Raw genomic sequence first — 23,694 nt, 5'->3', positions numbered from 1 at the left:
CAGGGGTCAGGCTGCGACCGGCAGCGTCACGTCCAAGTCACCCACGGCGACCTGGAAGGTGTCGCCGACTTGCATCGCGTTCGCCGAGATCGTGCCGGAGAACTGGAAGTTCCCGGCCGTCGAGGCGTCCCACACCGAGAAGTGCGTGTAGTCCTCCGCCGCGGTCACGTTCGACCACGACAGCGCGGACGTGTTCGAGATCGCGCCACCGGAGGCGGCCGACCCGAACGTCGCCTGGATCCGCGTGGTGTGCCCGGCCGCGTTCGCCGACCCGGTACCCGGGTCACCGACGTGCAGCTTCACCCACAGCGCCGCCGGTCCAGTGAACGCGGTCGCCCGGCACAGGGCGTTCAGGATCGCGTTCGCGTTCGCCGCGCTCAACCCGAGTGCCATCTCAGCCCCTCACCGTGCTGCTCGTCCACGACCAGTCCGGCTCCGGGAACGACCACTGCGGTCCCGACCCGGCTGGCGGGTATGCGCGCCGCGCGTCCGCCAGGATCTCCGCGCGCCGCGCCCGGTCCGCCGCGTACTCGTAGTCATCCACCCGCTCGCTGAGCGCCGCCGCCGGGTTCCGGAACGCGATCGCCGCCAGCTCCACCGCCCACGCCCACAGCCGGTCTGGAACCGGATCCGGCCAGACCGTCAGGCCAGTGGCGTTCTGCAACCACCCATTGGCCGCTCGGCGGACCCGCATCGCCGTCTCCGCGTCGACCTCGGGGACCTGCAACCAGCTGGGCAGGTCCCCGAGGTCGAACAGATCCGCCACGGTCAGGCCTTCGGCTGCCGGGCCGCCGGCTTCGCCTCGCGCGGCGCCGCAGCGCCGTCGGGCTGGGCGGTGAGTTCCTTCTCGCCGCTGACCATCCCGGCGTCGACGAGGCGCTGCACCTCGTCCTTGGGCAGCTCGTCGGGCAAAGTGGAGCCCTGGTAGTAGTAGCGCTGCAAGCCGTCCTCGCCCTTCACGACGACGACGGCAGCGGTCACGACCTTCGCCATGTCACGCCCCCAGTCCGGTGATCTTCCGGGCGGCGCCCGGCTCGATAACGATCGGGACCGTGACGCGGCGGGCCCTCAGCTTGTACTTGTCGCGGTCGTCGTCCCGGATCGACTTCGTCTCGATGCCGGCCGCAGCGCCGGCGTAGCCCGGGCCGCCGAGGTTCTCGTCCGCCATCCCGCCGAGCTGCGTGGAGTCGAGCACCAGCGCGGTGTTGGCGGTCGGCAGGTTCGGGCTGGACAGCCACCGCATCCCGTCGATGACCGGGAAGTTGCCGGTCAGGACGGGGCTGTTGCCGTCCTCGCGCGGGAGGTAGCCGGCGTCGGCGAACGTCGCCATCGCGTACGTCCACGCGAAGTCGCTGACCACGACGGTGTCCGGGTCGAAGCCCTCGTTGAGGGCGAGGATGTTCGCCTTCGCCAGCGCCACGTCCGAGAAGATCTGCTTGGCGGTCGCGGTGGTCCACGTGGCCGCCGCGGCGGCGGTGGCGGTGACCGTCGAAGCGATCACGGCGAGGGACACCGAGTCGACCTGCTTCACCATCTGGTTGACCAGCTTGATGAACGCCCGGTCGACGGGGTTGCGCTTGAGCCGCTTGATCGACTCGTCGGTGACGGGGACGTCCTGGCCCCACTTCTGCACCTCGGCGATCTGCGTCGGGCCGATCCCGACACCCGCGAGGGGGTACTCCATGCCCGGTCGCACGATCTCCGGCGTCCGGTCGGTGTACATCGAGTCGGCCTGCTCGTACTGGATCGCGCCGCCCGTGGCTTCGAACCGGCCGGTGAGCAGCGCGTCGGAGATGAACCGCTGCTCCGCCAGGGTGCGCAGCCGGCGCGCGATGAGGGTCGGGGATTGCAGCAGGGTGTGGATCGAGGTGATGTCACCCGTGACGCTCGGCGCCGCGGGCGGGTAGGTCATCGGCATGGTGGTCTCCCGTCAGCGCGCGAACTTGACGCGGGTCTTGGCGCCGTCCGCCGCCGCCGTGAGGGCGACGCCGACGACCTGGGCGTAGTTGGTGCCGGCGCCGATCGCGGCGACCTTGCCGGCCGCGGCCGGGATCAGCACGTCGCCGACGGCGACCGATCCGGACGCGGTGACTTCCTGCACGCCGCCGGAGGTGATACCGACCTTCGCGCCGGAGGCGGCGTCGGTGGTGGCGACGCCGATCCACGCGGCGGTGGCGGCGGACGTCTTCTGGACCGTGTTGGCGGCGGACACGTAGACCAGCTCGCCGCCGTTGATGGCGGCTCCCGCAGTCAGGGTGATGTCGCAGCCCGGCTTGAACACGGGGATGTAGTCGGCCATGGGTCAGTCCTCCTTGCCGAACACGGACGTGTAGAGGGCGTCCTCGGCGGTCGTGGCCTCGCTGCTGTCGGTCGCGTAGCCGATCTCGTTGAGCGGCACCAGCCCCGGCTTGAGCTTCGCGAGCACCTCGGCGGCGCCCGGGTCGGCCTCCAGCTGGTTCAGCCAGTGCTCGGCACGCGCCGGCGGGATCCGCCCGTCCGACACCGCCGCCTGCACGGTCCGCTCGCGCTGCTCCCGCATCTGCTGCGCCCGCGCGTCCCGGCCGTCGCGGGCGTCCGCGAGCAGCTGGGCGTGCTGGGCCTCGTCGAGCACCACGGTGCCCGGCGCGTTCTGCGGCGCGGACCGCTCCCCGAGCGCCGCGTCGAGGGCCGCCAGGATGGTGGCCTCGTCCGCATCGTCGGCGACGTTGAGCCGCGTCCGCAGGTTGGTGAGCTGCTCGTCGCTGAACGCCACGGCGCGGCTCCTCTCCTGGTTGGTGATTCCCCCACCCGCGGGCGCGGACGGGGCACGACGCGCCGCCATGGCGGGCGCCGGAGCATTGGCGCGGCCGGCGTGCCGGAACGCGCTGAGATCGAAACGGTCTGCCGAGGCGTACGAGTCCCACAGGTCCCAGAAGCCACCCGACCCGCCAGGGGTTACCTGCTCGCCGGTCGCCGACCCGTTGTCGGCGTCCGTCGCGACCCGGTCCGCCAGACCGGCGGCGACCGCCTCCTCGGCGGTGTACCAGGTCTCGTCGCGCATCAGCGCCCGCCACTGCTCGGTGGTGCCGCCGGTGCGGGCCGCGTAGGTGGAGGCGATGGAGTCGCTGGTCGTGGCCAGCATCTGCGCCATCTTCGTCATGTCCTCGGCGTTGCCGATACACACACCCCACGCGTCGTGGATCATCATCTGGGCGCCGACGCCCATGACGACCTCGTCGCCGGCCATCGCGATCACCGAGGCGGCGCTCGCGGCGAGCCCGTCCACCAGGACAGTCACATTCGCCCGATGCTGGCGCAGCACGTTGGCGATGGCCACGCCCTCGAACACGTCCCCGCCGGGGCTGTTCAGGTGCAGCCGGATCTCGTCGACGTCCAGCGCGGCGACGTCACGCACGAAGTCATCGGCGGTGAGCCCGAACCAGCCGCCGATCGTGTCGTACACGTACACGTCCGCGCCACCCGCCGGCGTGGACTCCGGGTCTTCGGCGGGCGGCTGGGCGGCTGCCTGGATGTGGTACCAGGACCGGGGCGGCTCGGCCCCGGTGAGGGCCACCGCCCGCTGCGACGAGGCACGGGACGGGCCCGGCCTGCGCAGATCACGCATCTTGGCCTGCGCCTTCATCACGCTCCTCCATCGTTGCCAGGTGGCGGGTAGTCCTTCGCGGGCAACCCGAACTGCTGCCGGGCCGCTTCCTCCAGCGACCGGTCGGGCAGCAGGATCCCCGCGTCGGCGAGCATCTTCAGCGCCTGCGCAGTGGCCGCCTGCCGCGAACCGATCTCGTCGAACACCACCCGCGGCGCCGGCTCCGACTCCCCGAAGTTCAGGTCGACGATGTCCTCGACGATGTGCTGCGTGGCCACGTCCGCGACCTGCTGGGCGAGCGTCTGAAGGCTGAGGGTGAAGAAGTCCGCGAACGTCGTGCCCAGCGCCCACGAGCCCGTCTGCGTGCCCAGGTTCAGGAAGTGCGCCAGCACCGCCCGCGCGATCTGCTCGTCGTGGTAGCGGATAGCCGGGTTCGCGTCCGGCAGACTGCCCTCCACGCCCGCCAGGCGCAGCTTCGCGCCGTGCGGCGTCGCCGAGCCAGCCGAGTCACCGGCCCGCCACGCCTTCGCCATCGCCAGACCCCTGGTGAGGTCGTCCTCGCCCTCGGCGCCCTCATACACGGGGATGCCCATGCCGTTGCGCTCGATCGTCTGCGCCTGCACCCGCAGCAACCGATCCTTGATCAGCCAATGCTTGTACGCCGGCCGCAGCAGCGACCGACCCAGCCAGTTGCCGCCCTCACGGTCGTGCACGTAAGCCACCAGCCGACCCACCGGAATGGGCCGCTGAACACGGCCGACCTTCGCGGAGAACTGGGTGATGCTGACCAGGCCGCCGTCGTCGGCCACATCCACCCGCTCGATCGTGCGCGGCATCCGCGGGGCGAGCTTCCGCAGCCGCGCCCGCCCGTCCTGAATCCGGTACACCTGCTCGAAGAACGAGTGACCGAATACCAGCATGAGCAGGGCCTGCCGCAGATGCTCGGGCCAGGAGAAGCGGTCACGGGACCGCTCCGCCGTCGGATCGTCCGGCTGACCGGCGATCGGCAGGCCGAGATCCTCGGCGACGAGCCGGGCCACCTCAGGCCGCACGCCCGTCGCGTCAATACGCCACGGCGTACGCCGCACCGGCAGCGACACCGCCCGCAGCACCGAGGCCACCTGCGCGTCCTGGGTGCGCATCGCGTCGTACACGGCCACCGACCGGGGCCAGCGCAGCTCCGGCGTCGGCTCGTCGTCGAGCTGCTCCCACCACTGGCCGGTGGTCCCGCTGTGCGCGTACCCGATCTCCGATATCGGCGCGGTCACGGTGCCCCCTCTCGCCACGGTCAGAAGCCAGCCACAGCCAGTTCGTTCGTCTCCGACAACGCCTCCGCGGGCGCGTTCAACGGCGCGGCCGGCGCCGGTACGGGCTGGTTCACGCCCAGCCCGTACAGAGCGGCCGTCACCGCCACCAGGCCGGAGATGTCACCGCCCGAATGCTTGCGATCCCACGCCCACGCGTCCGCCAACTGGCGGGTCGACGACTTGCGCAACATCTCCAGCAGCCGGTCGTCACCCAACTGCCGCAACTGACCCGTCATCGCCGCGTCGTAGATCCGCCCGCAGGCGTGCGCGAGACCGCGCATCGTCAGCGGCGTCGGGTCCAGATGCGCCGGCAGCCGCTCCGTTACATCCGACAGCAGCGACCCGCCAGGCCCCGACGGGTCCACCAGCACCGCCGTCACCGGCTGCCTGCCCACGATCTCCCCGAGCCGCCCGGCAACCCAGTCCGTGCCGTCCCGGTACTCCACCAGCTCGACGTGCGGCAGCCCGTCAGCACGCAGGCCCGCCGCAGCGATCGCCGCCCGGTCCCGATGCCACGACACCTCCCACGCCAACACCACCGGCCCGACGATCCGCGAGGACGGGTCCGCGCACTTCACCCACGCCGTCAGCGGGATCTTCGACGGCTCCAGGTCCGGGACCCGCTGGCACAGGCACTCGGTGCGGAAAATCGGCTCCGGATCCGTCTCCAGGGCCGCCCGCAGCGCCTCGTGCGAGATGCCCTGCGGGTAGCCCAGCGACGGATTCGCCATGGCCCACATCTGCGGATCGTCGATCGGGCAGTCATCGGGCGCCGACCACTCGAAGATGCCCATCGACACGTCCGCCGTCGGGTCCTCCGCGGTGGCCCGGCCCTTCTCCTGAAGGGCGTTGAGGACCACGCTCCGGTCGTCACCCGCGTTGGAGAACGCCCAGATCTGCGCCTTCCGGCGAGCCATCGTCGTCTTCGTGACCGCCGCCCACGACTCCCACGTGTGGTGCTCGCGTAGCTCGTCGAGGTTGACGTCATCGCCGGACAGGCCCCGGCCGCCCTTGCGCGACGCCGCAGCGACCTTCCACCGCGACCCGTGCGCCAGCTTCAGCGACTTCTTGCCGTTGACCCGCACGATCCCGCCATCACGGGCCACCTCGGCGGCCAGCTCGGGAATCGACTCGACGATCTCGACGGCCTTGTCCCACGACTCCTCGGAGATATCCAGGTTCTGCGCGGTGCCGATGACCAGCGGCACCTGCAACACGAACATCTTCCAGAGGTTCTTGACCTCGACGATCGTGGTCTTACCGTTCTGCCGGCCCACCAGCACCAGGACGGTGCGGAACCGGAACCGGCCGTCGGCGGCCAACTCCAAGGCGTGGATGAGCAACCATCGCTGCCAGGGGATCAGCCGGAACCCGAGCACCTCCTCGGCGAAGTCAGCAGCCGAGAAGCCCAGCGACGTCGCCGGGGTCAACGCACACCCGCAGCCACACGGCCCAGGCGGACCGGTCACGAGCGGCGGCGTCCAGATCCTAGGAGTCGTGCTGCCCAGCAGCGGCGCGGATCTGAGCAAGGCGACCCCCCACCGGCTTGTCCTTCTTCATCGCCGCCCGCGCCGCCGGCGTGCCGCCGAGATCCCGCAGGACACCCTGGAGCTGCGGGCCCAGCCAGCCGACGGTCTTGGTGACCTCGCACATCGCTTCGAGGGCCTTCAGCCGCTTGTACGCCGACTCGTCGCCGGCCAGGTCCCGGCGCAGCGCCTCCAGCTCACGCGCCCGGTCGACGGCCTTCTCGATCTCCTCGGCCTGCCGTAGTGCGAGGGTCTTCAGCGCCTCGTCGGTCGGGGTGAGCCAGTCCATAGCGTCGACCGTCGACCGGACAGCGTCGCGCAGGTCGGGGGCTTTTTCCCGGGTGGCGTCCGGGTCGGCGGGAACCGCCGCGAGACGGCGAGAGCGAGGGGGCATGACCGGGACACCCCCTCACAGGTAGTCACCATCGGTATGTCACGGAATGTCATGCATGAGTATGCAGTGCATGGTTATGCAACGGGGGGTACGGGTCCCGGCGGGGGGAGATTTTCGCGACTGCCCCGGTGGTCCTCTGACCTGCCGCCGAATTTTTCAAACCGGACATTCCGACCCGCGCTATGCATTGCCAATGCATAGTTATGCACTCGCCCATGTCACTCTAAGTAATGGTGACCCGATGTCACCACTCCCGGGATGTCCGCGCCCCTCGACCACGCCCCGCGTTCGCCACCTGCGCACCGTTCGCACCACCCGCTCGCCTGTTGCACGTCCTGTGCTCAGGCCCGCGGTACTGGCTGCGGTCATCGTCATCGTGGCCCAGGTCCCACGGCCTGCCGGGCTGGATCGGGTCACCACACCGCCAGCAGTCCACCTGGCCCGCGTCCACCTTCGGCTTCCACTGCTTCCGCAGATCCTCGTGCTTGCGTCCATAGCCTCGGGCTGCCGTGCTGCGCCTTGGCATCCGGCTCACCCCCGGACATGACGAAGCCCCGCCGATCGGGGGCTCGGCGGGGCTTCGGTCTGCGATTGAGTGGCGATGGTTCAGCCACCATAAGGATCAGGGTGTTTCACCTCCGCGTCAAGCTGCCACGCTGCGACTCTCCGGTGCGCCCCACGCCGACGTGGCCTGCGCGATCAGCTCGTCGAGGTCGTACAACGTCCGGCCCTTCGCGTCCTGCCCGTGCCGACCCACGCGCTCCCGGCTCGCCCACACCCGGATCACGCTCGGATCGACCGACCGGGACCAGCGCAGCGACAGGTGCGCCGCGGCGTCGTACGCGTTGACGGTGGCCGCCACCTCCCCGACGAGCTGCTTCTGCCACCACTCCACCGTCTCCTCCGTGTCGCAGCCGGCGCAGTGCACCAGGTGGTGCGCGCCGTACACGTACAGCCGCTCCCCGCACACGCTCTCCACCCCGTCGAGGTCGCGCAGCACCAGCGGGCAGTCCCCGATGTACAACCGGTCCGACCCGGCCGGGTACGCCAGCCGGCGGGTGCGCGGATCCGACGCGATGTCCCGCAGGTCCCGGGCGTGCTCGTCAGCGGCCTCGTGCGCGGCCAGCCACCGGTCGTTGCGGGCCACGAACTCCCCGATGGCGGCGATGTCATCGGCCGGCAGGGCGTGACCGCGCTCCCCGGCGATGAGCCGGGCCAGACCGACGAGCGTCGCCCGGATCGCCGTCCGCGCCTCCATCACCTCGTCGTCCGGCACCGGCGCCCCCGAGCTGGACCCGGCGACCCTCTCCCCGCCCCGCCCCCGCCGGATCAGGGTGAGCGCCAGGTCTTCGTGGAGGATCGCGGCGGTGCGGGCGTCCTCGGCGAGCCTGCGCACGTCCACCGCGCACAGGCGCAGCCCGTCGGCGGCGAGTCGGGGCAGGCAGCCGCGGCAGTCGCCGCCGGGGCAGGCGGGGCCGTGCTGGCGGGGTGTGTAGCAGTGCTCGGCGACGCAAAGGTGCTGGTGCATGTGGTCCCCCCTTGTAGGCTTGCCGGTGGTTGAGCTGGCTGCCTTTGGGTGGTTGCTCCGGTGGGCCGGCGGGGTGGGCGACCCCGACCGGCCCACCGTCGTTCACAGGCCGAGCAGATCGGCGGTCTCGATGAAGCCCAGGGCGCGCACCTTGCCGGGCTTGCCCTGCCGCTCCAGCCGGATCGCCTCAGCGAGCGCGATGTCGCAGGCCACGATCAGCGAGAGACGCAGCTTGGTCACCGGGTCGTCGGGGTCGGCGTTCGCCTTGATGTCGCGGAAGCGCTGCATGTCGTCCATGGGGGTCTCCTTCACAGGCCGATGCCGACCAGCGGGTTGCGCTTCCACCGGTCGACTTCCTCGATGTAGCCGAGCAGCGTGGCGCTGCCGTCCTTCCAGCCGCCGTGCCGGGCGATGCGCAGCACGTCGGCGTCCGGGGCGCCGTACGCGGCGGTGGCGAATCCGCGGCGCAGGCTGTGCCCGGTGAACGCCTGCCCGGCGTCGAGGCCGGCGCGCTTGGCGGTGCGCCGCACGATGGTGGCCACCGTCTCGCCGGTGATCCGGCCGTCGGCGGACCCGCGGCCCGCGGTGGTGCCGCCCAGGTGCCCGTGGCGGTCGGCGCGTAGGAACAGCGGCCCGTCGGTGTGGCCCTGCTCGGCGAGCGTCCCGATCCATCCCTGGAGGGTGCGGACGGGGCAGGTGGCCGGGTGGGAGCCGTAGGGCAGGGCAACCCGACGGCCCTCGGACAGCTTGTCGGTCTTGGATCGGCGGATGACGACCTGAACGCCCTCGGCGTGCTCGGTCACGTCGGCGATGTCGAGCGCGGCGATCTCGGAGCGGCGGGCGCCGAGGGCGAAGCCGGTGACGATGACGGCGCGGTCCCGGTGCCCGATGAGGGTGGTGGGGTCGAGCACTTCGACCATGGCGCGCAGGGCGTTGACGGTGACGGGCGGTGCCTTGCGGGTGCTGCGGCCGGCGTCGGCGAGCTGGCCGGCGTGGTCGCGGATGACCTGCCGGGCGAAGCGGCGGTCGGGGGCGTCGTGGCCGGCGATGCGGTGGCCGTAGGCGATGGCGGCCAGGGCGCGGTGGATGGTGGAGACGGCCTTGTCGGCGTCGGCGAGGTGCCGGGCGTACTCGGCCATGGTCTGGGCGGTGCCGGGGATCGGGGTGCGGTTGGTGGTCGCGCACCAGCCGGTGTAGCGGCGGAGGTCGCCTTCGTAGACGCGGCGGGTGGACTCGGGGACCGAGCGGACGATCCGGTCGATGGTCTCCTGGGACAGGTCGTGGTCGCGGGTGGCGGGTAGAACTTCCACCCGTTCCAGGTCGGTCGAAACGTGAGGGTCGGTCACGTCGGGGCCTTCCTATCGTCGTGAGAATGGGGAGTTATCGCGGACCAGGGGCGGCGGCGAGCCGGGCGAGGTGGTCGCCCGGCCGCTGCACGGGAACGAGGTCAGTCACCGGGTCACCCCGACCAGCTCCACGACCCTGACCGGCCGGAGCCACGCCAGCGCGGTCTGGTCGTCGGTGCAGCTAACGCGCCAGTGCTCGTACCGGTCGAGTTGGTACTCGGTCATGGCGGCGAAGTCGTCGCCGATCGGGGAGCAGTCCGACAGCACGCCGTCGTCCAGTAGCGCGAAGTACGCATCGGCGCACTCGTACTGCTCGGTGAAGCTGTTGTGCACCATCGGGACTCCGCAGCACATCGGCTCGGCTGAGGTGGCGACGGTCATCTCGTTCTCCTACGTCGTGTAGTGGATCTATCCGGTGGGTTGTGAGTGGCGTTCAGGTTCGGGGTGCTGGTGGTGATCGTCTTGCCTGTTGATCTCATGAGTTAATGGGAGCTATCAGGTCAGGTGGTCAGTGCCTCCTGCGGGCGATGAGTGGGCGGGTGCGGCGGCGTCGGGCGGCGACGATGAGCAGTCGGCGGACGCGGGCGGGTGCTTGTCGGATGCGGGCGGCGATTTCGGGGCCGGTCTGCGGGATCACGACGCCGCCGGCTCGGGGTCGATGTCGTTGAGGCCTTGGCAGTCGTGGTCGCAGCGGGGGGTGAGGCAGTCTTCGCAGCGGCCGTCGCCGCAGTCGGGGCAGATCCAGGGGCCGTCCATCACGCGGCCTCGGCGGGTTGGCCGAGCGGCTTGTGGCAGCCGTGCGTACAGGGGTGGTGGATGTTGCCGAGGTCGCAGGAGCGGCAGTCGTCGCTGCTGCACGCCGAGGTCACGAAGCGGTCGGCGGACGGCTGGGTGACGAGGTGCTCCAGCAGCCAGACGCGGATGACGACGCCCGGTGAGGTGAGGGCCATCTCGTCCCCGGCCGGATACGCCTTGCCGGTGTCGACATAGCGGACCACCAGCGAGTCGTCGCGCCAGATGCCGGCGTCGGTGAGCGCGTCCTCGGTGGAGCGGATCAGCTTCGACAGGTCCGGTGCGATGGCGGGTCGGGTCGGCGCCGCGTCGCGCAGGAGGTGTGCGTTGCGGCCGGTGCGGTAGTGGCCCTTCGGTCGGGCGAAGGTGAACACCATCGACACGGCGAGCGGCTCGTCGAGGGGCGCCCAGTGCATGGGGGGCATGGCGTCGATGACGTCGCGGGCGGCGGTCTTGACGGCTTCGCGCCAGGGCTTGACGTTCTTGCTCGACTCGACCATGACGCCGCGGCCGATGTGGCGCTTGCTGCCTTGGGGGGCGGGGAGCCCGTAGGCGGTGATGGTGAGCATCGGCTGGGTCATGGCTTCTCCTTCGGGGCGAGGGTGCGGCGGAGGCGGTTGAGGGCTTCGCGTTGTCGGGCGGCGAGGTCTGGGTCGGGTTGTTGCGCGGCGAGGTGGTGGAGGTATTTGGCGGCGAGGGGACCGATGGGCTCGGGCTCCCGGGGGATAGGTCCGGGCTCGCCGGGGGATAGGTTCGGCGCGCTTCCCTCGTGGATTCGCTGGTCAGGGCGGCAAATGCATCGATCGGCCGGGGGTTCCGGGTGATCCGGGGGTAGGTTTCGGCCCTTCTCGTGGTGCGCGTGAAAATTCACCACATCCAAATGCGGACACATGGGGTCATGTGCGGCGCTCAAGGGGTGTGTTTTTTCGTTGCGCGCGTCCCGCAGGGTTGAAATCCGCGTTCTATCACCCGGATCACCCGTAACTTCAATGGATTTATGCCCCTGAGCAGGAATAACAGAAGTTGACCTTTCCGGGGGGTAGGAATCGGGCCCGGTTCTATCCCCCGGCTGGCACGGGGGGTAGGTCTCAGATCCCGGGGGATAGGTCTCCCCCATCCCCCGGAACTCCTGCCGGGCGCTCACTGCGCCCCCTCCGGCACGCCGGCGTCCATCGGCGTCACCGAGTACGACCAGACCTTCGTGTCCGTGTCGTAGAAGCCGTTGAGGCGGAACCCGCCCCGGTAGCGGCCCCGCTCAGAAGCCAGCATCTTGCCCAGGCCGACCGCGGACGGCACCTGGCCGTCCTTGCGGCGGACCAGGAACGTGCCCTTCCAGTCCTTGCCCTCGACGATGCTGGGCGTCGTCGAGTCGTGGAGCTGCTTGGCGGTGAGCTGCTCGTCGCCGAACAGCTCGTGCCAGCGGGAGTAGAACGCCCCGTACTGGGCCTCCTCCTCGTCGACCTCGTGCAGGCTGCCCCGGTTGCTGAGGAACCCGGGCTCGTTCAGCCAGGCGAGGAACCCGGCGGTCGCTGACGCCCACGGGGTGAAGGTCCGCATCGGCGTCTCGATGCGCTGGGCGCCGGCGACGATCCAGCCGCGCACCAGCACGAGGAGGTGGTGCAGCACCTTCGCCCGGTTGACCGGGTCACCCAGCCACTCCTCGAGGTCGCCGAGGACGAACTGCGACGCGGGCCGCATCTCCGGGTTGGGCATCTTCGCGTCGAGCCGGATAAGGACAGTGCGGGAGGCGATGTCGCCGCCGATGGACAGGCTGTTGCCGGTGACGAACCAGACCCGGTCATTGGGCACCCGGACGCTGGTGGACAGGCCGAGGATCCGGTCGGACCAGACGGTGGCGGTGAGCAGCGCGGCCAGGGTGGGCTGGTCGACGGTCTCGCCCTTGCCGACGTTGTCGAGGCAGACGACGGCGCCGCCCTTGTCGACCAGGATGGAGGTGATGACCTTCCGCAGCTCGACGTCGTCGCCGACCCAGGGGCGGGTGTAGCCGGAGTAGACCTTGCTCATGATGGTCGGGAGCAGGCTCTTGCCGGTTGCCGGTGAGGTGGCGTCGACCGCGGCGAGCGGGACTGGCACGCCACCGAGGTAGGGGCGGAGCAGCGGGGCGACGAGCATCCCGAGGTAGTTGGCCCTCGAGGGGCCGACCCACGGGAAGTCGGCGAGCAGCTCGTCGAGGACGAACCGGCGGGCCTCTGCCAGTTCCTCCCGGCTGGGCCGATCGGGGACTACGGCCAGGGGCAGTTTCGGCGCGTAGATCAGGCCGGTGGCTCGGTCGTAGCCGGCCTCCTGCACGAGGCTGCCGTCACCCGGCCGGAAGACGGGAGTGGTGACGATGCCGTTGAGCGGGGCGAGCTTCGGCCAGGACGCCGAGGACAGTGCCGCAGCGGCGACGTGTCCCTTCGGGGTGGCTTCCACTTCGATGATCTCGCTGTCGCCGTCGGCGAGCTTCTCGCGCTTCAGCTCGTAGGTGAAGGTGTGGTCGGCGAGGAGTCGGGCGAGTCGGGACTGGTCGACGATGGTGATGGTCTGGGTGGGGTCGTCGTCGGTGGCGATGGCGCCGGAGGGGGTTTCGACGACGACCACGACGCCGGCGCGGACGTAGGTGTCGGGGATGGCGCCGTTGTCGATGGCGGCGGCGATGGCGCGGATGGATCCGGGGTCGGTGTCGAGCAGGACCCGGGTGATGTCCTTGGCGGCCTGGATGTCGGCCTGGGCCTTGATTTCGGCGCGGCGGTTCTCGGCCTTGCGTGCCTTCTCTGCCTTGTCGGCGAGCTTGGCGAGGTGCCGTTCGTGGGTCTCGCGGGCCCGCCGGGCGGTTTCGGTCTCGGGCTTCCCGACGACCGTCAGGTGGTGGCGTTCGGTGGTCACGCGGCGCTCCGAAGGTGGTTGCAGATGGGGCGACCGGTCTCCCAGTCGACGGGGCCGCCGGTGTAGAGGCGGTACGGACGACCCTCTCGAGCGGCACGGACACGGGCGGCGTCGTCCATCTCGGCAAGCCGCTGAGCGACCCGCTGCTCGCGGGTGGCGCGCGGCTCGTCGTGCTCGGCCCAGGTGCCGCGCAGTTCGTTGATGTCGGCGTCGTACCGGCCGCGGATGTAGGCGGCGTACAGCAGGGCGTGGACCTCGTCTGCCGTGTAGGTGGTTCTCATGTGGTCCCCCCTGGTCGTCTTGATGTGCGGTGGTGCCGGACTGTCGGGGCCCCGCACCGACGGGTGCCGGTGCGGGACTCCGGCGGGCCGGATCAGAACGGCGGGTCGTCGAAGCTGCTGCTGGGGGCGGCCGGGGCGGCGGATCCCCACGGGTCGTCGCCGCGGGTGGGTGCCTGGCCCTGGCTGGAGCGGCCCATCTTCTGGACCTTCGCGGTGGCGTAGCGCAGGCTCGGGCCGATCTCCTCGACGTCGAGTTCGTAGACGGTGCGCTTCTCGCCGTCCTTCTCGTAGGACCGCTGCTTGAGCCGGCCCTGCACGACGACGCGGGCGCCGCGCTGCAACGACTCGGCGATGTTCTCGGCCATCTGCCGGAACGCGGTGCAGGACAGGAACAGGGCCTCGCCGTCCTTCCACTCACCGGTGTCGCGGTCCTTGACGCGCGGGGTGGAGGCGATCCGGAACTTGGCGAGTGCGACGCCGGAGGGCAGGAACTTCAGCTCGGGGTCGTCGGTCATGTTGCCGATGACGGTGATGACGGTGTCGGTCACAGTTGGCCTTTCTGGGTTCGTGGCTTGCAGGGGCACTCACAGCCGGAGGCGTGGCAGTTGCGGTGCCGCCGGTTCTTGCAGGAGGGGCAGAGCAGGAGCCGCCGGGCGGCGCGGGCCAGAGCCCGGACCTCGCCGCTGGTGATCCGCTCGGCCCGCGTGGGGCGGACGGTTTCGCGGTAGCCGCAGTGCAGGCAGTGCTGGTCGCTGCGGTTGGTGACCCCGTCGGCGGGCTCGACCTCGAGGGCCTTCGCGCAGCGAGGGCAGCGAGGGCTCCACGAATGCCACCGCCCGGCGCGGTCCCGGCCGGTGTGGTTGGGCTCCCGAACAGGCGGACCGGGAAGGCGGCCCACCATGTGGTCGGGCGGCAGCTCGCAGAGCGTTTGGCTGTCCCTGGCGCGCGGCTCCCCGCAGCGCGGGTGAGCGTTGCCCTCGAGCCCCCTCTCCATCAGGCGGCGGCCTTCCGGGCGTTTCCCAGGCGGGCCAGCAGCGCGCCGAGGGTGGTGGTCTCGCCGTTCTCGTCGGTGACGGCGGCGCCGTGCCGGTGGGCGTTGTCCTGGTAGAGCCGGCCCAGCTCGTCGAACGTGGTGGCCGGGTCGAGGGCCTTCGCGCGGACGTCGGTGACGGTCATGCCCGGGTCGGCGCCGTCGGTGAGCCAGGCGAGCACCTGCTTGCCGAACTCGTCGCTGGGTTCCCGGATGACCGCCTTGGCCAGCGGCTTGCAGCGGGACTTCGCGACGATCAGCGTGTTCTCGAGGTCGAGGTCACCGACGATGTCGAACTCGTACTCGATGCCGTCGCGCTGCTCCGGCTTGGTGCCGATCTTGCGGGGGATCTTCCGGCCGCGGTCGTTCTCCTCGACCACGTACTCGGTCTTGGTGCGCATGGTGACGATGACGTGGCCGGGGTAGGCCAGCAGCGCGTCGACCATGGCCCGCTCCATCGGCCGGGCCTCTTTCCACCCGGCGAAGGTGTTGCCGCCGCCGGAGCGCTTGGCGGCCTGGTCGACCTGCTCGAGCATGCCGCCGGTGCCCATCCAGAAGTGGGAGAGGCTGTCGACGATGACGACGTCGTATCCGGCGGCGCCGGCGGCGGCGAGGGCCTTGACGAGCTGCCGCGGGTCGTAGGTGTGCATCTGGAGGGTGTCGAAGGTGAACTCGTCGGCGTACTTGGCGGCGCTGCCGCGTTCGGTGTCGATGACGGCGGTGCGTCCGCCGAGGGAGGCGGCGGTGACGAGGCTGGTGTAGGTCTTGCCGCTGCCGGAGGGGCCGGCGAAGGCGATGCGGGCCTTGGCCTGGGCCTTGGTGGCGGGGGCGAAGGTGAAGTCCACGGTGTCTCTCACTTCTCGCTGTGCTTGCGGGTGGCTTCGTCGTTGAGGTCGTGCCGGGTGCAGTCGGGGCACTGGCTGCCGCCCTCGAGGTAGAGCGGGTCGCTTGCCGGCCAGCGGTCTTCGGGCAGGTCGCAGGTGACGCAGGTGTTCATGCCGCCACCGCCGCGAGGTCTGGGTCGGTTTTCAGCGCCCGCACGGCCCGGTACTGGAGCTGCTTGGCGGAGTCGGCGTTGCGACCCATCAGGGCACCGGCCTCCACGTGGGGCAGCCCGGCGCCGAAGCGCAGCGCCACGACCGTTCGCTGCTCAGGCGTCAGCTTCGCGAGGGCCCGGTCGAGGGCTGCGGCGAGTCTGGCGTGCTGAAAGGCCTCGTGCGGGTCGTCCCACCGGTCGGTGGACGGCACCGGCCAGTCGTCGTCGTTGTCGATCGGGAAGTACGCCGAGTGGCGGCGGTGTGCCGACTTGTAGTGGTCGGCCACGAGGTTCCCGGCGATGGTGATGAGCCAGCCGCCGAAGCCCTTGTCCCGCCAGGTGAAGTCGGGCAGGCGCCGCCAGGCCCGAAGGAACACTTCGCTGGTGATGTCCTCGGTGAGCCACCGGTCAGTGGTGCGCCGGTAGACGCAGCGCATGACGTCGTCGCGGTAGAGCCGCCACAGCTCGACGAAGGCGTCGTGGTTGCCGGCTTGGGCGGCGAGGACCAGCTCCTGGGGGGTCATGCCGCCGCCTCCTGCTTGAGCAGGGGGACACGGCGGTCCCCCGCCTTGCGGGCGCGGCGCAGCGCGTCGCGCAGGGCGTGGTAGCTCATGCCGATCTCGGGAGCGATCTGCGCGATCGGTCGGGTGTCCCCGCCGGCGCCCATCCACGCCCGGATGACCTCTTCGCGGGTGCGTCCGCTGTCGTCGCACTTGCAGGTGGTGGCGCCGCGGTTGCTGTGCCGCACCTTGGGGTGCTTGCAGTCGGGGCAGACCTTCAGCTCGGTGGGGGTCTTGGCGTACTGGCCGCCGCCCCAGGCGATGCCCTGTCGGATGACGCCGGACTCGGGGGTGCAGGAGCTGCTCATGGGGCAGCGCTTGCGGCACAGCCACATGGCGGCGGCGTTGCCGTCGTTGCCGACGTCCCACCACTGGGGTGGGTTGACGACGCAGGGGCGGGGGTCGAGGTTGACGGGCATGAGGGCGCCGGGGCGTCGTCCGGGTCGGGCGAGGGTGGACGTGGTCACGACGTCACCTCGCTGTTGACGGTGTTCACGTACGGGGTGCGGCCCTTCAGGTCGAGCAGGGCGTACTTCCGGATCGCGGCCCGCTCCCGGGCGGTGAGCGGGTTCATGTAGGGGGCGTCGGGGCGGGTCATGCCGGCGGTCCGGGATCCGCCCTGTCCGCGCAGCGCCCAGGCGAGGCTGAGGCAGATGGCGGTGGGGAGGATGGTGGCGGCGAGGATGTCGGTGGGCATCAGGCCACCTCCGCCTCGGTCGGCAGGCCCATGGCCTCCTGGAGGTCCGCGACGAACACGAACCGCTTGCCGTCCTCGTTGGTCCAGCACTTGACCATGGCGACGCGCATCGTCTTGGCGCGCTCGGTGGCCAGCTCGGCCTTCAGCCGCTCGACCTCGGCGGCCCAGTGGGTGACGGCCTTGCCGTGGCTGGCGATCTCGGCGTTGGCGGCGCGGAGCCGGCGGTGGAGGTCGGCGTTGTCGTCGCGGAGGGTGGAGAGTTCCTGGTCGAGGCGGTCGGCGCGGGCGGCGTCGGCGGTCAGCTCGGCGTTGGCGGCGCGCAGCCGCTCCAACTCGGCGAGGCCCGCCTCGAAGTCCTTGACGATCCGCTCCAGCCGCTCGCGGACGTCCTGCACCTCCGGCGTTCGGTCGCTCGCTTCGAGCGCCTTGCTGATGTCGGTCCGGAAGGCGGTCTCGGCCTGGTCGTACAGCTCGTCTCCGATGTCGACGCCGTCGAATGAGGTGAGCTTGCGGATGTGGCGGAGCGCGACGGCCTGGGCGGTCCGCTCAACGATGGTCTTCGTGTCGGTGTAGGCGTCGATGGTCATGGTCAGTTGCTCCCGGAGAAGAGGGTCAGCCAGGCGAAGGCGAGGGCGGCGAGGAAGAGGACGACGGTCACCGGGCACCCCGCAGACGCGGCCGGTGGATCAGCTCGTGGAAGGTCAGGACGTAGTCGGCGATCACGGACCGGTGGTGCTCCAGGTCGCCGATCGCGTGGTTCGCGGCGCCCATGCGGTCGAGGAGGCCGGCGAGCTGCTGGGTGGTGCGGCGGTGGGCCCACCAGGCGCCGGCGGTGAGGCACAGCGCGGACCAGACGGCGGCTGCGAGCGCGATGAGAAGGCCGGTCATCGGGGGTCACTCCCGTCGAGGCAGCAGGGCTCACCGGCGGGGGCGGGGCAGCCGTGCAGGCAGGTGCCGCACGCGGTGTCGTCGTCGGGGCAGCCGGTGGGGGTGTTGGGGCAGCACGGGGGGATGCCGGCGGGCTGCCCGGTCGGGGTGATGTAGACGCTGATCGGGGCGGTCATCACGCCACCTCCGGGAGTCGGTACTGGGCGAGTTCGCTGCGCTGCTGCGGGGTGAGCTGGTCGATGGCCGCTTCGAGGCGGGCCCGCAGTTCCAGCACGACGGCGATGGGGTCGTCGGCGAGTCCGGCGTCCGCGGCGGTGACCGGGATGGCGCCCGGGTCGTGGCCGTTGAGGGCCGGGTCGGCGCGGGTGGGGAAGTCGTCGTTGTGGCGGGGGAACCAGGGGCCGGTGACGACGGGCGGGTCGTTGGGGCCTTCGGCGGTCGCCGGCCAGGTGGTGGGGACGGGCCGGGTCCAGCCGGTGTGGGCGAGGACGTCGGCGAGGTCGACGGTCATCGGGTGCCGTCCTCGGTGGCAGCCCGGTCGTTGTCGTCCGGGATGATCCAGCCGTACTCGACGCAGTTGGCCATGAACGTGTTGGCCTCCTCGTCGAGGTACGCGCGACGCTCAGCGGGCGTCATGTCGTCCCACTCGTCGCGGGGGATCTCGATGTACTCCTCGTCGTCGGCGCCGACCCAGTTGGTGCTGACGTAGAGGCGGATGCGGACGGGCGGCTGCTCGGTGCTCATCGGGTGCTCCCGGGGGTGGTGGGGCGGAGGACGGAGCCCATCGCCCGGCGGATCTCGAACTCCTCGTCGACCAGGTGCCGGAAGTCGTGGCCCGGCAGCGCCTCGATCCGGGCGGCCTCCACCGCGAGCTGCTCGTCGGTCATCCGCACGAGGCGGGCGGCGTAGCGGCGGCAGGCGTCGGCGACGGTCATCGCGGGGATCTGGGCGCACTTGGCGCGGCAGGCGTCGGTGACGTGCACCGGCCGCAGCGTCGGGGCGGTCACGGGGTCACCTGCTCGAAGCCGACGGGGAGCACACCGACCGCGATGAGGCACCGCACGGCCTCGGCGGGGTGCGTCACCCGGTGGTGGAACGGCGTCAACTGCCACTCGCCGCCCGCGCTGTCGCGCCGGCTGACGCCGATCAGCTCGCAGGCGTCCGACCAGCCGATGCACACGGTCGCGTCGACCATGTTCGGGGCGTTGTACCGGTAGCCGTAGGAGCCGAGGCGGGTCCAGCCGTTGGTGCGCAGCCAGCGGTTGATGGCGGCGATGGCCTGCCGGTGCTCGCCGGGGGCGAAGTGCGGGTAGCTCGGGATGGTGGGCGCGGCGGTCACTTCAGGCCGCCCTTGCAGCCGTCGAAGCACTCCCACTCCCGGCGGGAGTAGCCGAGCCCGGAGTACAGCGCCTTCAGGTCCTGCGTGGCGCCGCAGCGGCGGCATCGCCGGTCCGTGTACGACGTCTCGACGATCGCCTGGAACTCCAGCTCGGTGCGGTACAGGTCGCCGAGGATCTGGAAGACGACGTCGTCCTCGCCGAGCTGCGCGTACTCGCGGACCCGGGCGAGGGTCTTGCCCATCACCGAGTCGATGTCGCCGCCGGCGGGGATGAGGGCGAGGTGGTTGCCGAGGGTGTCGTAGACGACCCGGCCGGCGTCGCCGACGACGGTCCAGCGGGGCGACCCGTCGGCGGGGTGTTCGGTCTTGGTGCTGGTGGTCCCGGTCATCCGGTAACCTGCCTTTCGGTACGGCGGCCCCGCGGCTCTTGGTTGGGTGTGCGGGGCTGCTTGCTGTCCGGGGCCCGGGCGGGCACCGGGGTGGATCAGGCGGCGCTCGTGCGCCAGCCGGCCCTGCTGCGGATGCGGCGGCACTCCCGGCACTCCCGCCGAGCGATGCCACCCGCCCGCGGTCGCGAGTAGGTGTTGTCGGCCGTGTACTCGTGGCCGTTCGGGCAGTGGGTCTTCGCTGCGTTCTGGTGCGGCATCGTGTGCTGGCTGCGCAGCACGTTCTCGCCGCGAGTGATGACGTCCAGGTGAGCGGGGTTCACGCAGCGCCGGTGGCGACAGGTCGTACCTCCGGGGCACGTCGTGTCGCCGTTGTGGCAGCGGTGGTCGATGACCATCCCGTCGGGGATGGGCCGGTTCATCAGCTCGTAGGCGTACCGGTGGGCTCCGGTGCCGGCGAAGGCGCCGTAGCCGCCCGTGTCCGTGGGTCCACGCCAGATCCAGCAGGCGTCGATGCCGCCGGTGGTGTCGACCTGCGCGATGAACGCCCGCAGCCGCAGCGGGTGGACCTCGGTCACGCCGCGCTCCGGGAGGCGAGCGGGCCGTTGAGGGCGGGCTGCCGTCCGCTCTCTTCGATCTGGCGGATGTCGGCGGGGGAGAAGCGGACGAGGCGCTCGCCGTGGCGGGTGAACGGCCACTCGCGGCTCTGCACCCGCTCCTCGACGAACCGCTCGGAGACGCCGAGGTACTCGGCGAGTTCCTTCCGGTTGAGGTGTCGCTGAGCCATGGCTGCTGTGTGCCTTTCCGTGTGCCGGTGGGCTTCCATGGGCCAACAGTAGCCATAGTCAGCCAAAGTAAGCAAGAGGTTCGGCGGACAATGGCCTACAGTAGCCGTACGGGTGGCATTCGGAGCTACCTTCGGCCGACTTCGGCAACCTTCCGGTGGCACAATGCCGCTCATGGATGAGCGCGGAGAGCGGGATCTGCTTGCGCGGAGAGTGCGCGCGCGGCGGGTGGAGCTGGGTCTGAGCGTCCGGGCCGCAGCTCAAGCTGCCGAGATGGACCGCAACACCTGGTCGTACATCGAGGACGCCAGCCGGAAGACATCAGAGTTCAAGTACGCCGGCATCGAACGCGCCCTCCGCTGGGAGCCAGGCAGCGTCGTCGCGATCCTCCGCGGCGGCGAGCCAACCCCCGTCAAGCCGGCGGCAGTCGCCACGCAGCCCGACGACGAAGAAATCGAGCTGGTCCGCACCGACCCGAAGCTCACCCCCGAGATGCGAGAGCGCATCATCACCCTCATCCTCGAGCGCCGCGAGCGCGAGAAGGCGGCAGCGATCGAGGACACCCGCCGGATGATCGACCTGTTCCGTCAAAGCTGACTGTGTGGATCGAGAAGAACGGCCCCACCTGGCGTATCCGGGACCTCGTCGATGGCAAGAAGGTCACCCTCGAGTCGGGCTGGCCGAACAAGACCTCAGCGAACAAGCGGCTCATCACGCTCAAGGCCGACCAGCTGCGGGGTGACTTCATCGACCCGCGCGCCGGCCAGCTCACCGTCGCCGCGTGGGTCGCTCAGTGGTGGCCCGGTCACGAGACCGGGCTCAAGCCGACGTCGCGCCAGTCGGAAGGTTCGCGACTGCGGATGCACGTCCTTCCCTTGCTCGGCCACCTGGCCTTGAGCGAGGTGGACAATGTCGCGATTCAGGCGTGGATCGGCAAGCTGCTCGCCGGGCAGCCGGACCTCGAGCGGCCTGGGAAGTGGGTGCGCCGGCCGTTGTCGGCGAAGACGGTCCGGTCCTGCCACGGGCTGCTGCACACCCTGATGGGCGCGGCGGTGCGGGCGCGGAAGATCCGCACGAACCCGTGCGCGGACACAAACCTGCCGGGGCTGACGCCGAAGGAGATGCGGTTCCTCACCGAGCCGGAAGCCGGTCGGCTGCACGCGGCGGTGCCGGAGCACTGGCAGCCGCTGGTGCTGCTGCTGGTGTCGACCGGGCTGCGGTGGGGTGAGGCGGTCGGGTTGGCGATGTCGCAGCTCGACGTGCTCGGTGGTCGACTGACGGTGGTACGGGCGATGCACGAGATGGCGGACGGGTCGCTGATCTTCGGTACGCCGAAGACGGCGCGGGGCCGCCGCACGGTCACGTTCACGCCGAAGGTGGCCGCCGCGCTGGCGCCGCTGGTCGTCGGGAAGGGTCGGGACGAGCTGGTGTTCACGACGCCGGGCGGGCACCCGGTTCGGGCCCGGAACTTCCGGCGCGGGTGGTTGGAGTGGACGGCGACGGCCGGGCTGTCTGGTCTGCGGATCCACGACCTTCGGCATACACAGGCTGCGTGGCTGATCTCGGCGAACGTGCCACTGTCGGCCATCAGCCGTCGGCTTGGGCATGGGTCGATCGCAGTTACGGACGGCCTCTATGGGCACCTTCTGCCGCAGGTCGACGCGGGGATCCTCACCGCGGTGTCGGCGGCGCTGGAGCACGTCGACCCCGCACTGGTCACCGCCGAGGTCGAGGCGGAGCTTTCGGAGGTCGAGTAGGGGAGAGGTAGGGGAATCCACGCGGGTGTCGGTGGGTCGCCATGGTTTTCGGTGGGTCTCCACCGCACGTCGTTCCCCTATGACCCCCTCTGACCTGGGCGTCCGGGCGGGTTCAATTCCCATCAGTCACCCCAGTGACGAAGCCCCCTCCTCCGGGAGGGGGCTTCGTCGTTTCCGGGATGGGCGCGGCCACTCCCGGAAACGACGAGCGGCCCGGCCCCGGGTCGGGGACGGGCCGCTCGGTGGTGTCGGTCAGGCGGTCGGCTGCGGGCTCGGCGTCTCGGCGGACGGGCTGGTGTCGTCGCCCGGCTCCGCCGGCGGCTCGTACGGCAGGGCGCTGCCCTTGACGTACTCGTCCCAGCTCATGTTCCAGTCGGTCCAGCCGTTGCCGTTCTGGAGCTTGCGCTCGGTGCCCTTGACCGTGATCGGGTCGCCGATGCGGGTGTTGGCGAACAGCCAGTTGCCGTCCTTCATCGAGACGTTGACGCAGCCGTGCGACACGTTCGTGCGACCCTGCACGCCCTCGGACCAGGGGGCGGCGTGGATGAACTCGCCGCCCCAGGTGAGCCGCTGGGCGTAGTCGATCTCGGTGCGGTAGCCCTCCTCCGGGCCCAGCTCCTCCATCGTGTCGAAGACGGTGTGGCGGAGCTTCTCGATCACCACCATCGTGCCGCTGGACGACGGGGTGCTCTTCTTGCCCAGGCTGACCAGGATCGTCTTGACCGCCTTGCCGTCCTTGGTGACGGTCATCCGCTTGGTCTTGTTGTCCACGGTCATCACGAACGCCGGGCCGATCTTGACGTCGACGCTGAGGTCGGAGCGGCCGTACCAGCCGTCGCCGAGCGGCAGCCCGCCCGCCTGCACCTTGTAGGAGACCGTGCTGTTGGCCTTCCAGAACGTCTTGGGTCGGTAGCGCACCTCGGTGGGGCTCACCCAGTGCCAGACGCCCTCCTGGGCCGGCTTCGCGGTGACCGTCATCCGGCGCTGCATGTCGTCCCGGTAGTCCTCCGGAATCGCTCGGCCGAACTTCACGATCAGTGGCATGCCCACGCCGACGACCTGGTTGTCACCGAGGAAGCTGCTGACCCGGATCTGCTTGGACGGCTTGGCCATGGTGGTGAACGTGCTGGTGGCGGTGGCCGCCTTGCCGTCGTCGCCGATCGCGGTCACGGTCGCGGTGTAGGTCTGCCCGTAGTCCAGGGCGCCGGCGGGCAGCCAGCTCTTCCCGTCCGCCGCCATCTCGCCCTCGACGGCCTTGCCGGTCGAGTCCTTCACCTCGACGCTGGTCTCCTGAGCCTCGGTGGTGGTGAAGGTGACGGCGGTGGAGGCGGGGACGTCCTTGGCGTCGGCGGCCGGCTCGCTGATGGTGGCCGCCGCCTTCGGGGCCTTCTCGCCGCCGTCGCCGCCGCCCTGCCAGCTCGACGACCCGTCGTCGCCGCCACCGGTGCAGGCGGAGGTCAGGGCCATGGCGGCGGCGAGCACCACGGCCGCGAGCGCGCGGCGCCCGCCGCGCCGGGCGGTTCCGCCCCGGATCAGTTCGTCCTGGCCAGCTCGCATGTTTCCCTCACAAGTG

The 23,694-nt window shown here is 70.8% G+C and carries 35 protein-coding genes; 2 read left to right on the top strand and 33 right to left on the bottom strand.

Translation table 11 applies throughout. The features are described 5' to 3' along the window. Positions 1 to 6: 6 nt before the first annotated feature. The 32 genes from CO540_RS13335 to CO540_RS13175 form a co-directional block, all read right to left on the bottom strand. Complete coding sequence (locus tag CO540_RS13335; protein WP_099162290.1) at positions 7 to 393, bottom strand: hypothetical protein; 387 nt, start codon at positions 391 to 393, stop codon at positions 7 to 9. 1 nt (position 394) lies between these two features. Next, the gene (locus CO540_RS13330) at positions 395 to 766 is read right to left on the bottom strand and encodes a hypothetical protein (RefSeq protein ID WP_099162289.1); all 372 of its coding nucleotides are present in this window, start codon (positions 764 to 766) and stop codon (positions 395 to 397) included. 2 nt (positions 767 to 768) lie between these two features. Next, positions 769 to 993 (bottom strand): hypothetical protein, encoded by a 225-nt coding sequence (locus tag CO540_RS13325; RefSeq protein ID WP_099162288.1) that lies wholly within the window; start codon positions 991 to 993, stop codon positions 769 to 771. Between the two features lies 1 nt (position 994). Continuing rightward, a complete protein-coding gene (locus tag CO540_RS13320; RefSeq protein WP_099162287.1) occupies positions 995 to 1,918 on the bottom strand; it encodes a hypothetical protein in 924 nt (307 codons plus the stop codon). A 12-nt stretch (positions 1,919 to 1,930) separates the two neighbouring features. Further along, the gene (locus CO540_RS13315) at positions 1,931 to 2,299 is read right to left on the bottom strand and encodes a capsid cement protein (protein ID WP_099162286.1); all 369 of its coding nucleotides are present in this window, start codon (positions 2,297 to 2,299) and stop codon (positions 1,931 to 1,933) included. A gap of 3 nt (positions 2,300 to 2,302) precedes the next feature. Beyond that, the gene (locus CO540_RS13310) at positions 2,303 to 3,622 is read right to left on the bottom strand and encodes a head maturation protease, ClpP-related (RefSeq protein ID WP_099162285.1); all 1,320 of its coding nucleotides are present in this window, start codon (positions 3,620 to 3,622) and stop codon (positions 2,303 to 2,305) included. Next, positions 3,622 to 4,851 (bottom strand): DUF935 family protein, encoded by a 1,230-nt coding sequence (locus CO540_RS13305; RefSeq protein ID WP_157779115.1) that lies wholly within the window; start codon positions 4,849 to 4,851, stop codon positions 3,622 to 3,624. The genes CO540_RS13310 and CO540_RS13305 overlap by 1 nt, the downstream gene beginning before the upstream one ends. Before the next feature lie 20 nt (positions 4,852 to 4,871). After that, positions 4,872 to 6,320: a terminase large subunit gene (locus tag CO540_RS13300; RefSeq protein ID WP_099162283.1), complete on the bottom strand. Its 1,449-nt coding sequence runs from the start codon at positions 6,318 to 6,320 to the stop codon at positions 4,872 to 4,874. Positions 6,321 to 6,378: 58 nt separating this feature from the next. Next, complete coding sequence (locus tag CO540_RS13295) at positions 6,379 to 6,810, bottom strand: hypothetical protein (protein ID WP_253866651.1); 432 nt, start codon at positions 6,808 to 6,810, stop codon at positions 6,379 to 6,381. Positions 6,811 to 7,453: 643 nt separating this feature from the next. After that, a complete protein-coding gene (locus CO540_RS13285) occupies positions 7,454 to 8,338 on the bottom strand; it encodes a hypothetical protein (protein WP_099162281.1) in 885 nt (294 codons plus the stop codon). A 102-nt stretch (positions 8,339 to 8,440) separates the two neighbouring features. After that, a complete protein-coding gene (locus tag CO540_RS13280; protein WP_157779113.1) occupies positions 8,441 to 8,635 on the bottom strand; it encodes a hypothetical protein in 195 nt (64 codons plus the stop codon). Positions 8,636 to 8,646: 11 nt separating this feature from the next. Next, on the bottom strand, positions 8,647 to 9,684 hold the full coding sequence (locus tag CO540_RS13275; protein ID WP_099162279.1) for a tyrosine-type recombinase/integrase: 1,038 nt from the start codon (positions 9,682 to 9,684) through the stop codon (positions 8,647 to 8,649). Between the two features lie 105 nt (positions 9,685 to 9,789). Next, positions 9,790 to 10,065, bottom strand: a complete 276-nt coding sequence (locus tag CO540_RS13270; RefSeq protein WP_157779112.1) for a hypothetical protein — start codon at positions 10,063 to 10,065, stop codon at positions 9,790 to 9,792. A gap of 374 nt (positions 10,066 to 10,439) precedes the next feature. Continuing rightward, entirely contained in the window at positions 10,440 to 11,057 is a 618-nt protein-coding gene (locus CO540_RS13265; RefSeq protein WP_099162277.1) for a RusA family crossover junction endodeoxyribonuclease, read from the bottom strand. A 559-nt stretch (positions 11,058 to 11,616) separates the two neighbouring features. Further along, positions 11,617 to 13,362 (bottom strand): hypothetical protein, encoded by a 1,746-nt coding sequence (locus tag CO540_RS13260; RefSeq protein ID WP_099162276.1) that lies wholly within the window; start codon positions 13,360 to 13,362, stop codon positions 11,617 to 11,619. Continuing rightward, a complete protein-coding gene (locus CO540_RS13255; protein ID WP_099162275.1) occupies positions 13,359 to 13,643 on the bottom strand; it encodes a hypothetical protein in 285 nt (94 codons plus the stop codon). The genes CO540_RS13260 and CO540_RS13255 overlap by 4 nt, the downstream gene beginning before the upstream one ends. A 92-nt stretch (positions 13,644 to 13,735) precedes the next feature. Further along, positions 13,736 to 14,191: a single-stranded DNA-binding protein gene (locus tag CO540_RS13250; RefSeq protein WP_256386047.1), complete on the bottom strand. Its 456-nt coding sequence runs from the start codon at positions 14,189 to 14,191 to the stop codon at positions 13,736 to 13,738. Positions 14,192 to 14,636: 445 nt separating this feature from the next. Beyond that, entirely contained in the window at positions 14,637 to 15,530 is an 894-nt protein-coding gene (locus CO540_RS13240) for an ATP-binding protein (protein ID WP_253866650.1), read from the bottom strand. Continuing rightward, on the bottom strand, positions 15,527 to 15,670 hold the full coding sequence (locus CO540_RS30365) for a hypothetical protein (RefSeq protein WP_172967843.1): 144 nt from the start codon (positions 15,668 to 15,670) through the stop codon (positions 15,527 to 15,529). Before CO540_RS30365 ends, CO540_RS13240 begins: the two co-directional genes overlap by 4 nt. Continuing rightward, entirely contained in the window at positions 15,667 to 16,233 is a 567-nt protein-coding gene (locus CO540_RS13235; RefSeq protein WP_099162273.1) for an RNA polymerase sigma factor, read from the bottom strand. Before CO540_RS13235 ends, CO540_RS30365 begins: the two co-directional genes overlap by 4 nt. Continuing rightward, the gene (locus CO540_RS13230) at positions 16,230 to 16,736 is read right to left on the bottom strand and encodes a hypothetical protein (RefSeq protein ID WP_157779111.1); all 507 of its coding nucleotides are present in this window, start codon (positions 16,734 to 16,736) and stop codon (positions 16,230 to 16,232) included. The genes CO540_RS13235 and CO540_RS13230 overlap by 4 nt, the downstream gene beginning before the upstream one ends. Next, positions 16,733 to 16,966 (bottom strand): hypothetical protein, encoded by a 234-nt coding sequence (locus CO540_RS13225; RefSeq protein ID WP_099162271.1) that lies wholly within the window; start codon positions 16,964 to 16,966, stop codon positions 16,733 to 16,735. Before CO540_RS13225 ends, CO540_RS13230 begins: the two co-directional genes overlap by 4 nt. After that, positions 16,966 to 17,553: a hypothetical protein gene (locus CO540_RS13220; protein ID WP_099162270.1), complete on the bottom strand. Its 588-nt coding sequence runs from the start codon at positions 17,551 to 17,553 to the stop codon at positions 16,966 to 16,968. The genes CO540_RS13225 and CO540_RS13220 overlap by 1 nt, the downstream gene beginning before the upstream one ends. Before the next feature lie 67 nt (positions 17,554 to 17,620). Next, entirely contained in the window at positions 17,621 to 17,854 is a 234-nt protein-coding gene (locus tag CO540_RS13215; protein WP_099162269.1) for a hypothetical protein, read from the bottom strand. Further along, the gene (locus tag CO540_RS13210; RefSeq protein ID WP_099162268.1) at positions 17,851 to 18,030 is read right to left on the bottom strand and encodes a hypothetical protein; all 180 of its coding nucleotides are present in this window, start codon (positions 18,028 to 18,030) and stop codon (positions 17,851 to 17,853) included. Before CO540_RS13210 ends, CO540_RS13215 begins: the two co-directional genes overlap by 4 nt. Further along, complete coding sequence (locus CO540_RS13205; protein ID WP_099162267.1) at positions 18,030 to 18,365, bottom strand: hypothetical protein; 336 nt, start codon at positions 18,363 to 18,365, stop codon at positions 18,030 to 18,032. The genes CO540_RS13210 and CO540_RS13205 overlap by 1 nt, the downstream gene beginning before the upstream one ends. After that, positions 18,362 to 18,598 (bottom strand): hypothetical protein, encoded by a 237-nt coding sequence (locus CO540_RS13200; protein WP_099162266.1) that lies wholly within the window; start codon positions 18,596 to 18,598, stop codon positions 18,362 to 18,364. Before CO540_RS13200 ends, CO540_RS13205 begins: the two co-directional genes overlap by 4 nt. Beyond that, positions 18,595 to 18,861 (bottom strand): hypothetical protein, encoded by a 267-nt coding sequence (locus tag CO540_RS13195; RefSeq protein WP_099162265.1) that lies wholly within the window; start codon positions 18,859 to 18,861, stop codon positions 18,595 to 18,597. Before CO540_RS13195 ends, CO540_RS13200 begins: the two co-directional genes overlap by 4 nt. After that, the gene (locus CO540_RS13190) at positions 18,858 to 19,193 is read right to left on the bottom strand and encodes a hypothetical protein (RefSeq protein ID WP_099162264.1); all 336 of its coding nucleotides are present in this window, start codon (positions 19,191 to 19,193) and stop codon (positions 18,858 to 18,860) included. The genes CO540_RS13195 and CO540_RS13190 overlap by 4 nt, the downstream gene beginning before the upstream one ends. Continuing rightward, positions 19,190 to 19,582 (bottom strand): hypothetical protein, encoded by a 393-nt coding sequence (locus CO540_RS13185; RefSeq protein WP_099162263.1) that lies wholly within the window; start codon positions 19,580 to 19,582, stop codon positions 19,190 to 19,192. Before CO540_RS13185 ends, CO540_RS13190 begins: the two co-directional genes overlap by 4 nt. Positions 19,583 to 19,677: 95 nt before the next feature. Beyond that, the gene (locus CO540_RS13180) at positions 19,678 to 20,157 is read right to left on the bottom strand and encodes an HNH endonuclease signature motif containing protein (protein ID WP_253866649.1); all 480 of its coding nucleotides are present in this window, start codon (positions 20,155 to 20,157) and stop codon (positions 19,678 to 19,680) included. After that, positions 20,154 to 20,366 (bottom strand): AlpA family transcriptional regulator, encoded by a 213-nt coding sequence (locus CO540_RS13175; RefSeq protein ID WP_099162262.1) that lies wholly within the window; start codon positions 20,364 to 20,366, stop codon positions 20,154 to 20,156. The genes CO540_RS13180 and CO540_RS13175 overlap by 4 nt, the downstream gene beginning before the upstream one ends. A 172-nt stretch (positions 20,367 to 20,538) precedes the next feature. Here CO540_RS13175 and CO540_RS13170 point away from each other — a divergent pair, with 172 nt between their 5' ends. Further along, positions 20,539 to 20,961: a helix-turn-helix domain-containing protein gene (locus tag CO540_RS13170; RefSeq protein ID WP_157779110.1), complete on the top strand. Its 423-nt coding sequence runs from the start codon at positions 20,539 to 20,541 to the stop codon at positions 20,959 to 20,961. A gap of 2 nt (positions 20,962 to 20,963) precedes the next feature. Then, complete coding sequence (locus tag CO540_RS13165; protein WP_099162260.1) at positions 20,964 to 22,121, top strand: site-specific integrase; 1,158 nt, start codon at positions 20,964 to 20,966, stop codon at positions 22,119 to 22,121. Between the two features lie 252 nt (positions 22,122 to 22,373). Here the strand turns inward: CO540_RS13165 and CO540_RS13160 are convergent, their stop codons facing one another. Further along, a complete protein-coding gene (locus CO540_RS13160) occupies positions 22,374 to 23,678 on the bottom strand; it encodes an Ig-like domain-containing protein (protein WP_099162259.1) in 1,305 nt (434 codons plus the stop codon). Positions 23,679 to 23,694: the final 16 nt, after the last annotated feature.

The sequence above is a fragment of the Micromonospora sp. WMMA2032 genome, assembly GCF_002688545.1.
GTDB classification, from domain to species: domain Bacteria; phylum Actinomycetota; class Actinomycetes; order Mycobacteriales; family Micromonosporaceae; genus Micromonospora; species Micromonospora sediminicola.
This window is presented reverse-complemented; position numbering and strand designations above follow the sequence as displayed.

Excerpts from the sequence above, each read along its gene's own strand:
- CO540_RS13335 (WP_099162290.1), bottom strand. The coding sequence starts at position 393 with ATGGCACTCGGGTTGAGCGCGGCGAACGCGAACGCGATCCTGAACGCC.
- CO540_RS13325 (WP_099162288.1), bottom strand. The coding sequence starts at position 993 with ATGGCGAAGGTCGTGACCGCTGCCGTCGTCGTCGTGAAGGGCGAGGAC.
- CO540_RS13320 (WP_099162287.1), bottom strand. The coding sequence starts at position 1,918 with ATGCCGATGACCTACCCGCCCGCGGCGCCGAGCGTCACGGGTGACATC.
- CO540_RS13315 (WP_099162286.1), bottom strand. The coding sequence starts at position 2,299 with ATGGCCGACTACATCCCCGTGTTCAAGCCGGGCTGCGACATCACCCTG.
- CO540_RS13310 (WP_099162285.1), bottom strand. The coding sequence starts at position 3,622 with ATGAAGGCGCAGGCCAAGATGCGTGATCTGCGCAGGCCGGGCCCGTCC.
- CO540_RS13295 (WP_253866651.1), bottom strand. The coding sequence starts at position 6,810 with ATGCCCCCTCGCTCTCGCCGTCTCGCGGCGGTTCCCGCCGACCCGGAC.
- CO540_RS13285 (WP_099162281.1), bottom strand. The coding sequence starts at position 8,338 with ATGCACCAGCACCTTTGCGTCGCCGAGCACTGCTACACACCCCGCCAG.
- CO540_RS13280 (WP_157779113.1), bottom strand. The coding sequence starts at position 8,635 with ATGGACGACATGCAGCGCTTCCGCGACATCAAGGCGAACGCCGACCCC.
- CO540_RS13270 (WP_157779112.1), bottom strand. The coding sequence starts at position 10,065 with ATGACCGTCGCCACCTCAGCCGAGCCGATGTGCTGCGGAGTCCCGATG.
- CO540_RS13265 (WP_099162277.1), bottom strand. The coding sequence starts at position 11,057 with ATGACCCAGCCGATGCTCACCATCACCGCCTACGGGCTCCCCGCCCCC.
- CO540_RS13255 (WP_099162275.1), bottom strand. The coding sequence starts at position 13,643 with ATGAGAACCACCTACACGGCAGACGAGGTCCACGCCCTGCTGTACGCC.
- CO540_RS30365 (WP_172967843.1), bottom strand. The coding sequence starts at position 15,670 with ATGAACACCTGCGTCACCTGCGACCTGCCCGAAGACCGCTGGCCGGCA.
- CO540_RS13235 (WP_099162273.1), bottom strand. The coding sequence starts at position 16,233 with ATGACCCCCCAGGAGCTGGTCCTCGCCGCCCAAGCCGGCAACCACGAC.
- CO540_RS13225 (WP_099162271.1), bottom strand. The coding sequence starts at position 16,966 with ATGCCCACCGACATCCTCGCCGCCACCATCCTCCCCACCGCCATCTGC.
- CO540_RS13220 (WP_099162270.1), bottom strand. The coding sequence starts at position 17,553 with ATGACCATCGACGCCTACACCGACACGAAGACCATCGTTGAGCGGACC.
- CO540_RS13215 (WP_099162269.1), bottom strand. The coding sequence starts at position 17,854 with ATGACCGGCCTTCTCATCGCGCTCGCAGCCGCCGTCTGGTCCGCGCTG.
- CO540_RS13210 (WP_099162268.1), bottom strand. The coding sequence starts at position 18,030 with ATGACCGCCCCGATCAGCGTCTACATCACCCCGACCGGGCAGCCCGCC.
- CO540_RS13205 (WP_099162267.1), bottom strand. The coding sequence starts at position 18,365 with ATGACCGTCGACCTCGCCGACGTCCTCGCCCACACCGGCTGGACCCGG.
- CO540_RS13200 (WP_099162266.1), bottom strand. The coding sequence starts at position 18,598 with ATGAGCACCGAGCAGCCGCCCGTCCGCATCCGCCTCTACGTCAGCACC.
- CO540_RS13185 (WP_099162263.1), bottom strand. The coding sequence starts at position 19,582 with ATGACCGGGACCACCAGCACCAAGACCGAACACCCCGCCGACGGGTCG.
- CO540_RS13175 (WP_099162262.1), bottom strand. The coding sequence starts at position 20,366 with ATGGCTCAGCGACACCTCAACCGGAAGGAACTCGCCGAGTACCTCGGC.
- CO540_RS13170 (WP_157779110.1), top strand. The coding sequence starts at position 20,539 with ATGGATGAGCGCGGAGAGCGGGATCTGCTTGCGCGGAGAGTGCGCGCG.
- CO540_RS13160 (WP_099162259.1), bottom strand. The coding sequence starts at position 23,678 with ATGCGAGCTGGCCAGGACGAACTGATCCGGGGCGGAACCGCCCGGCGC.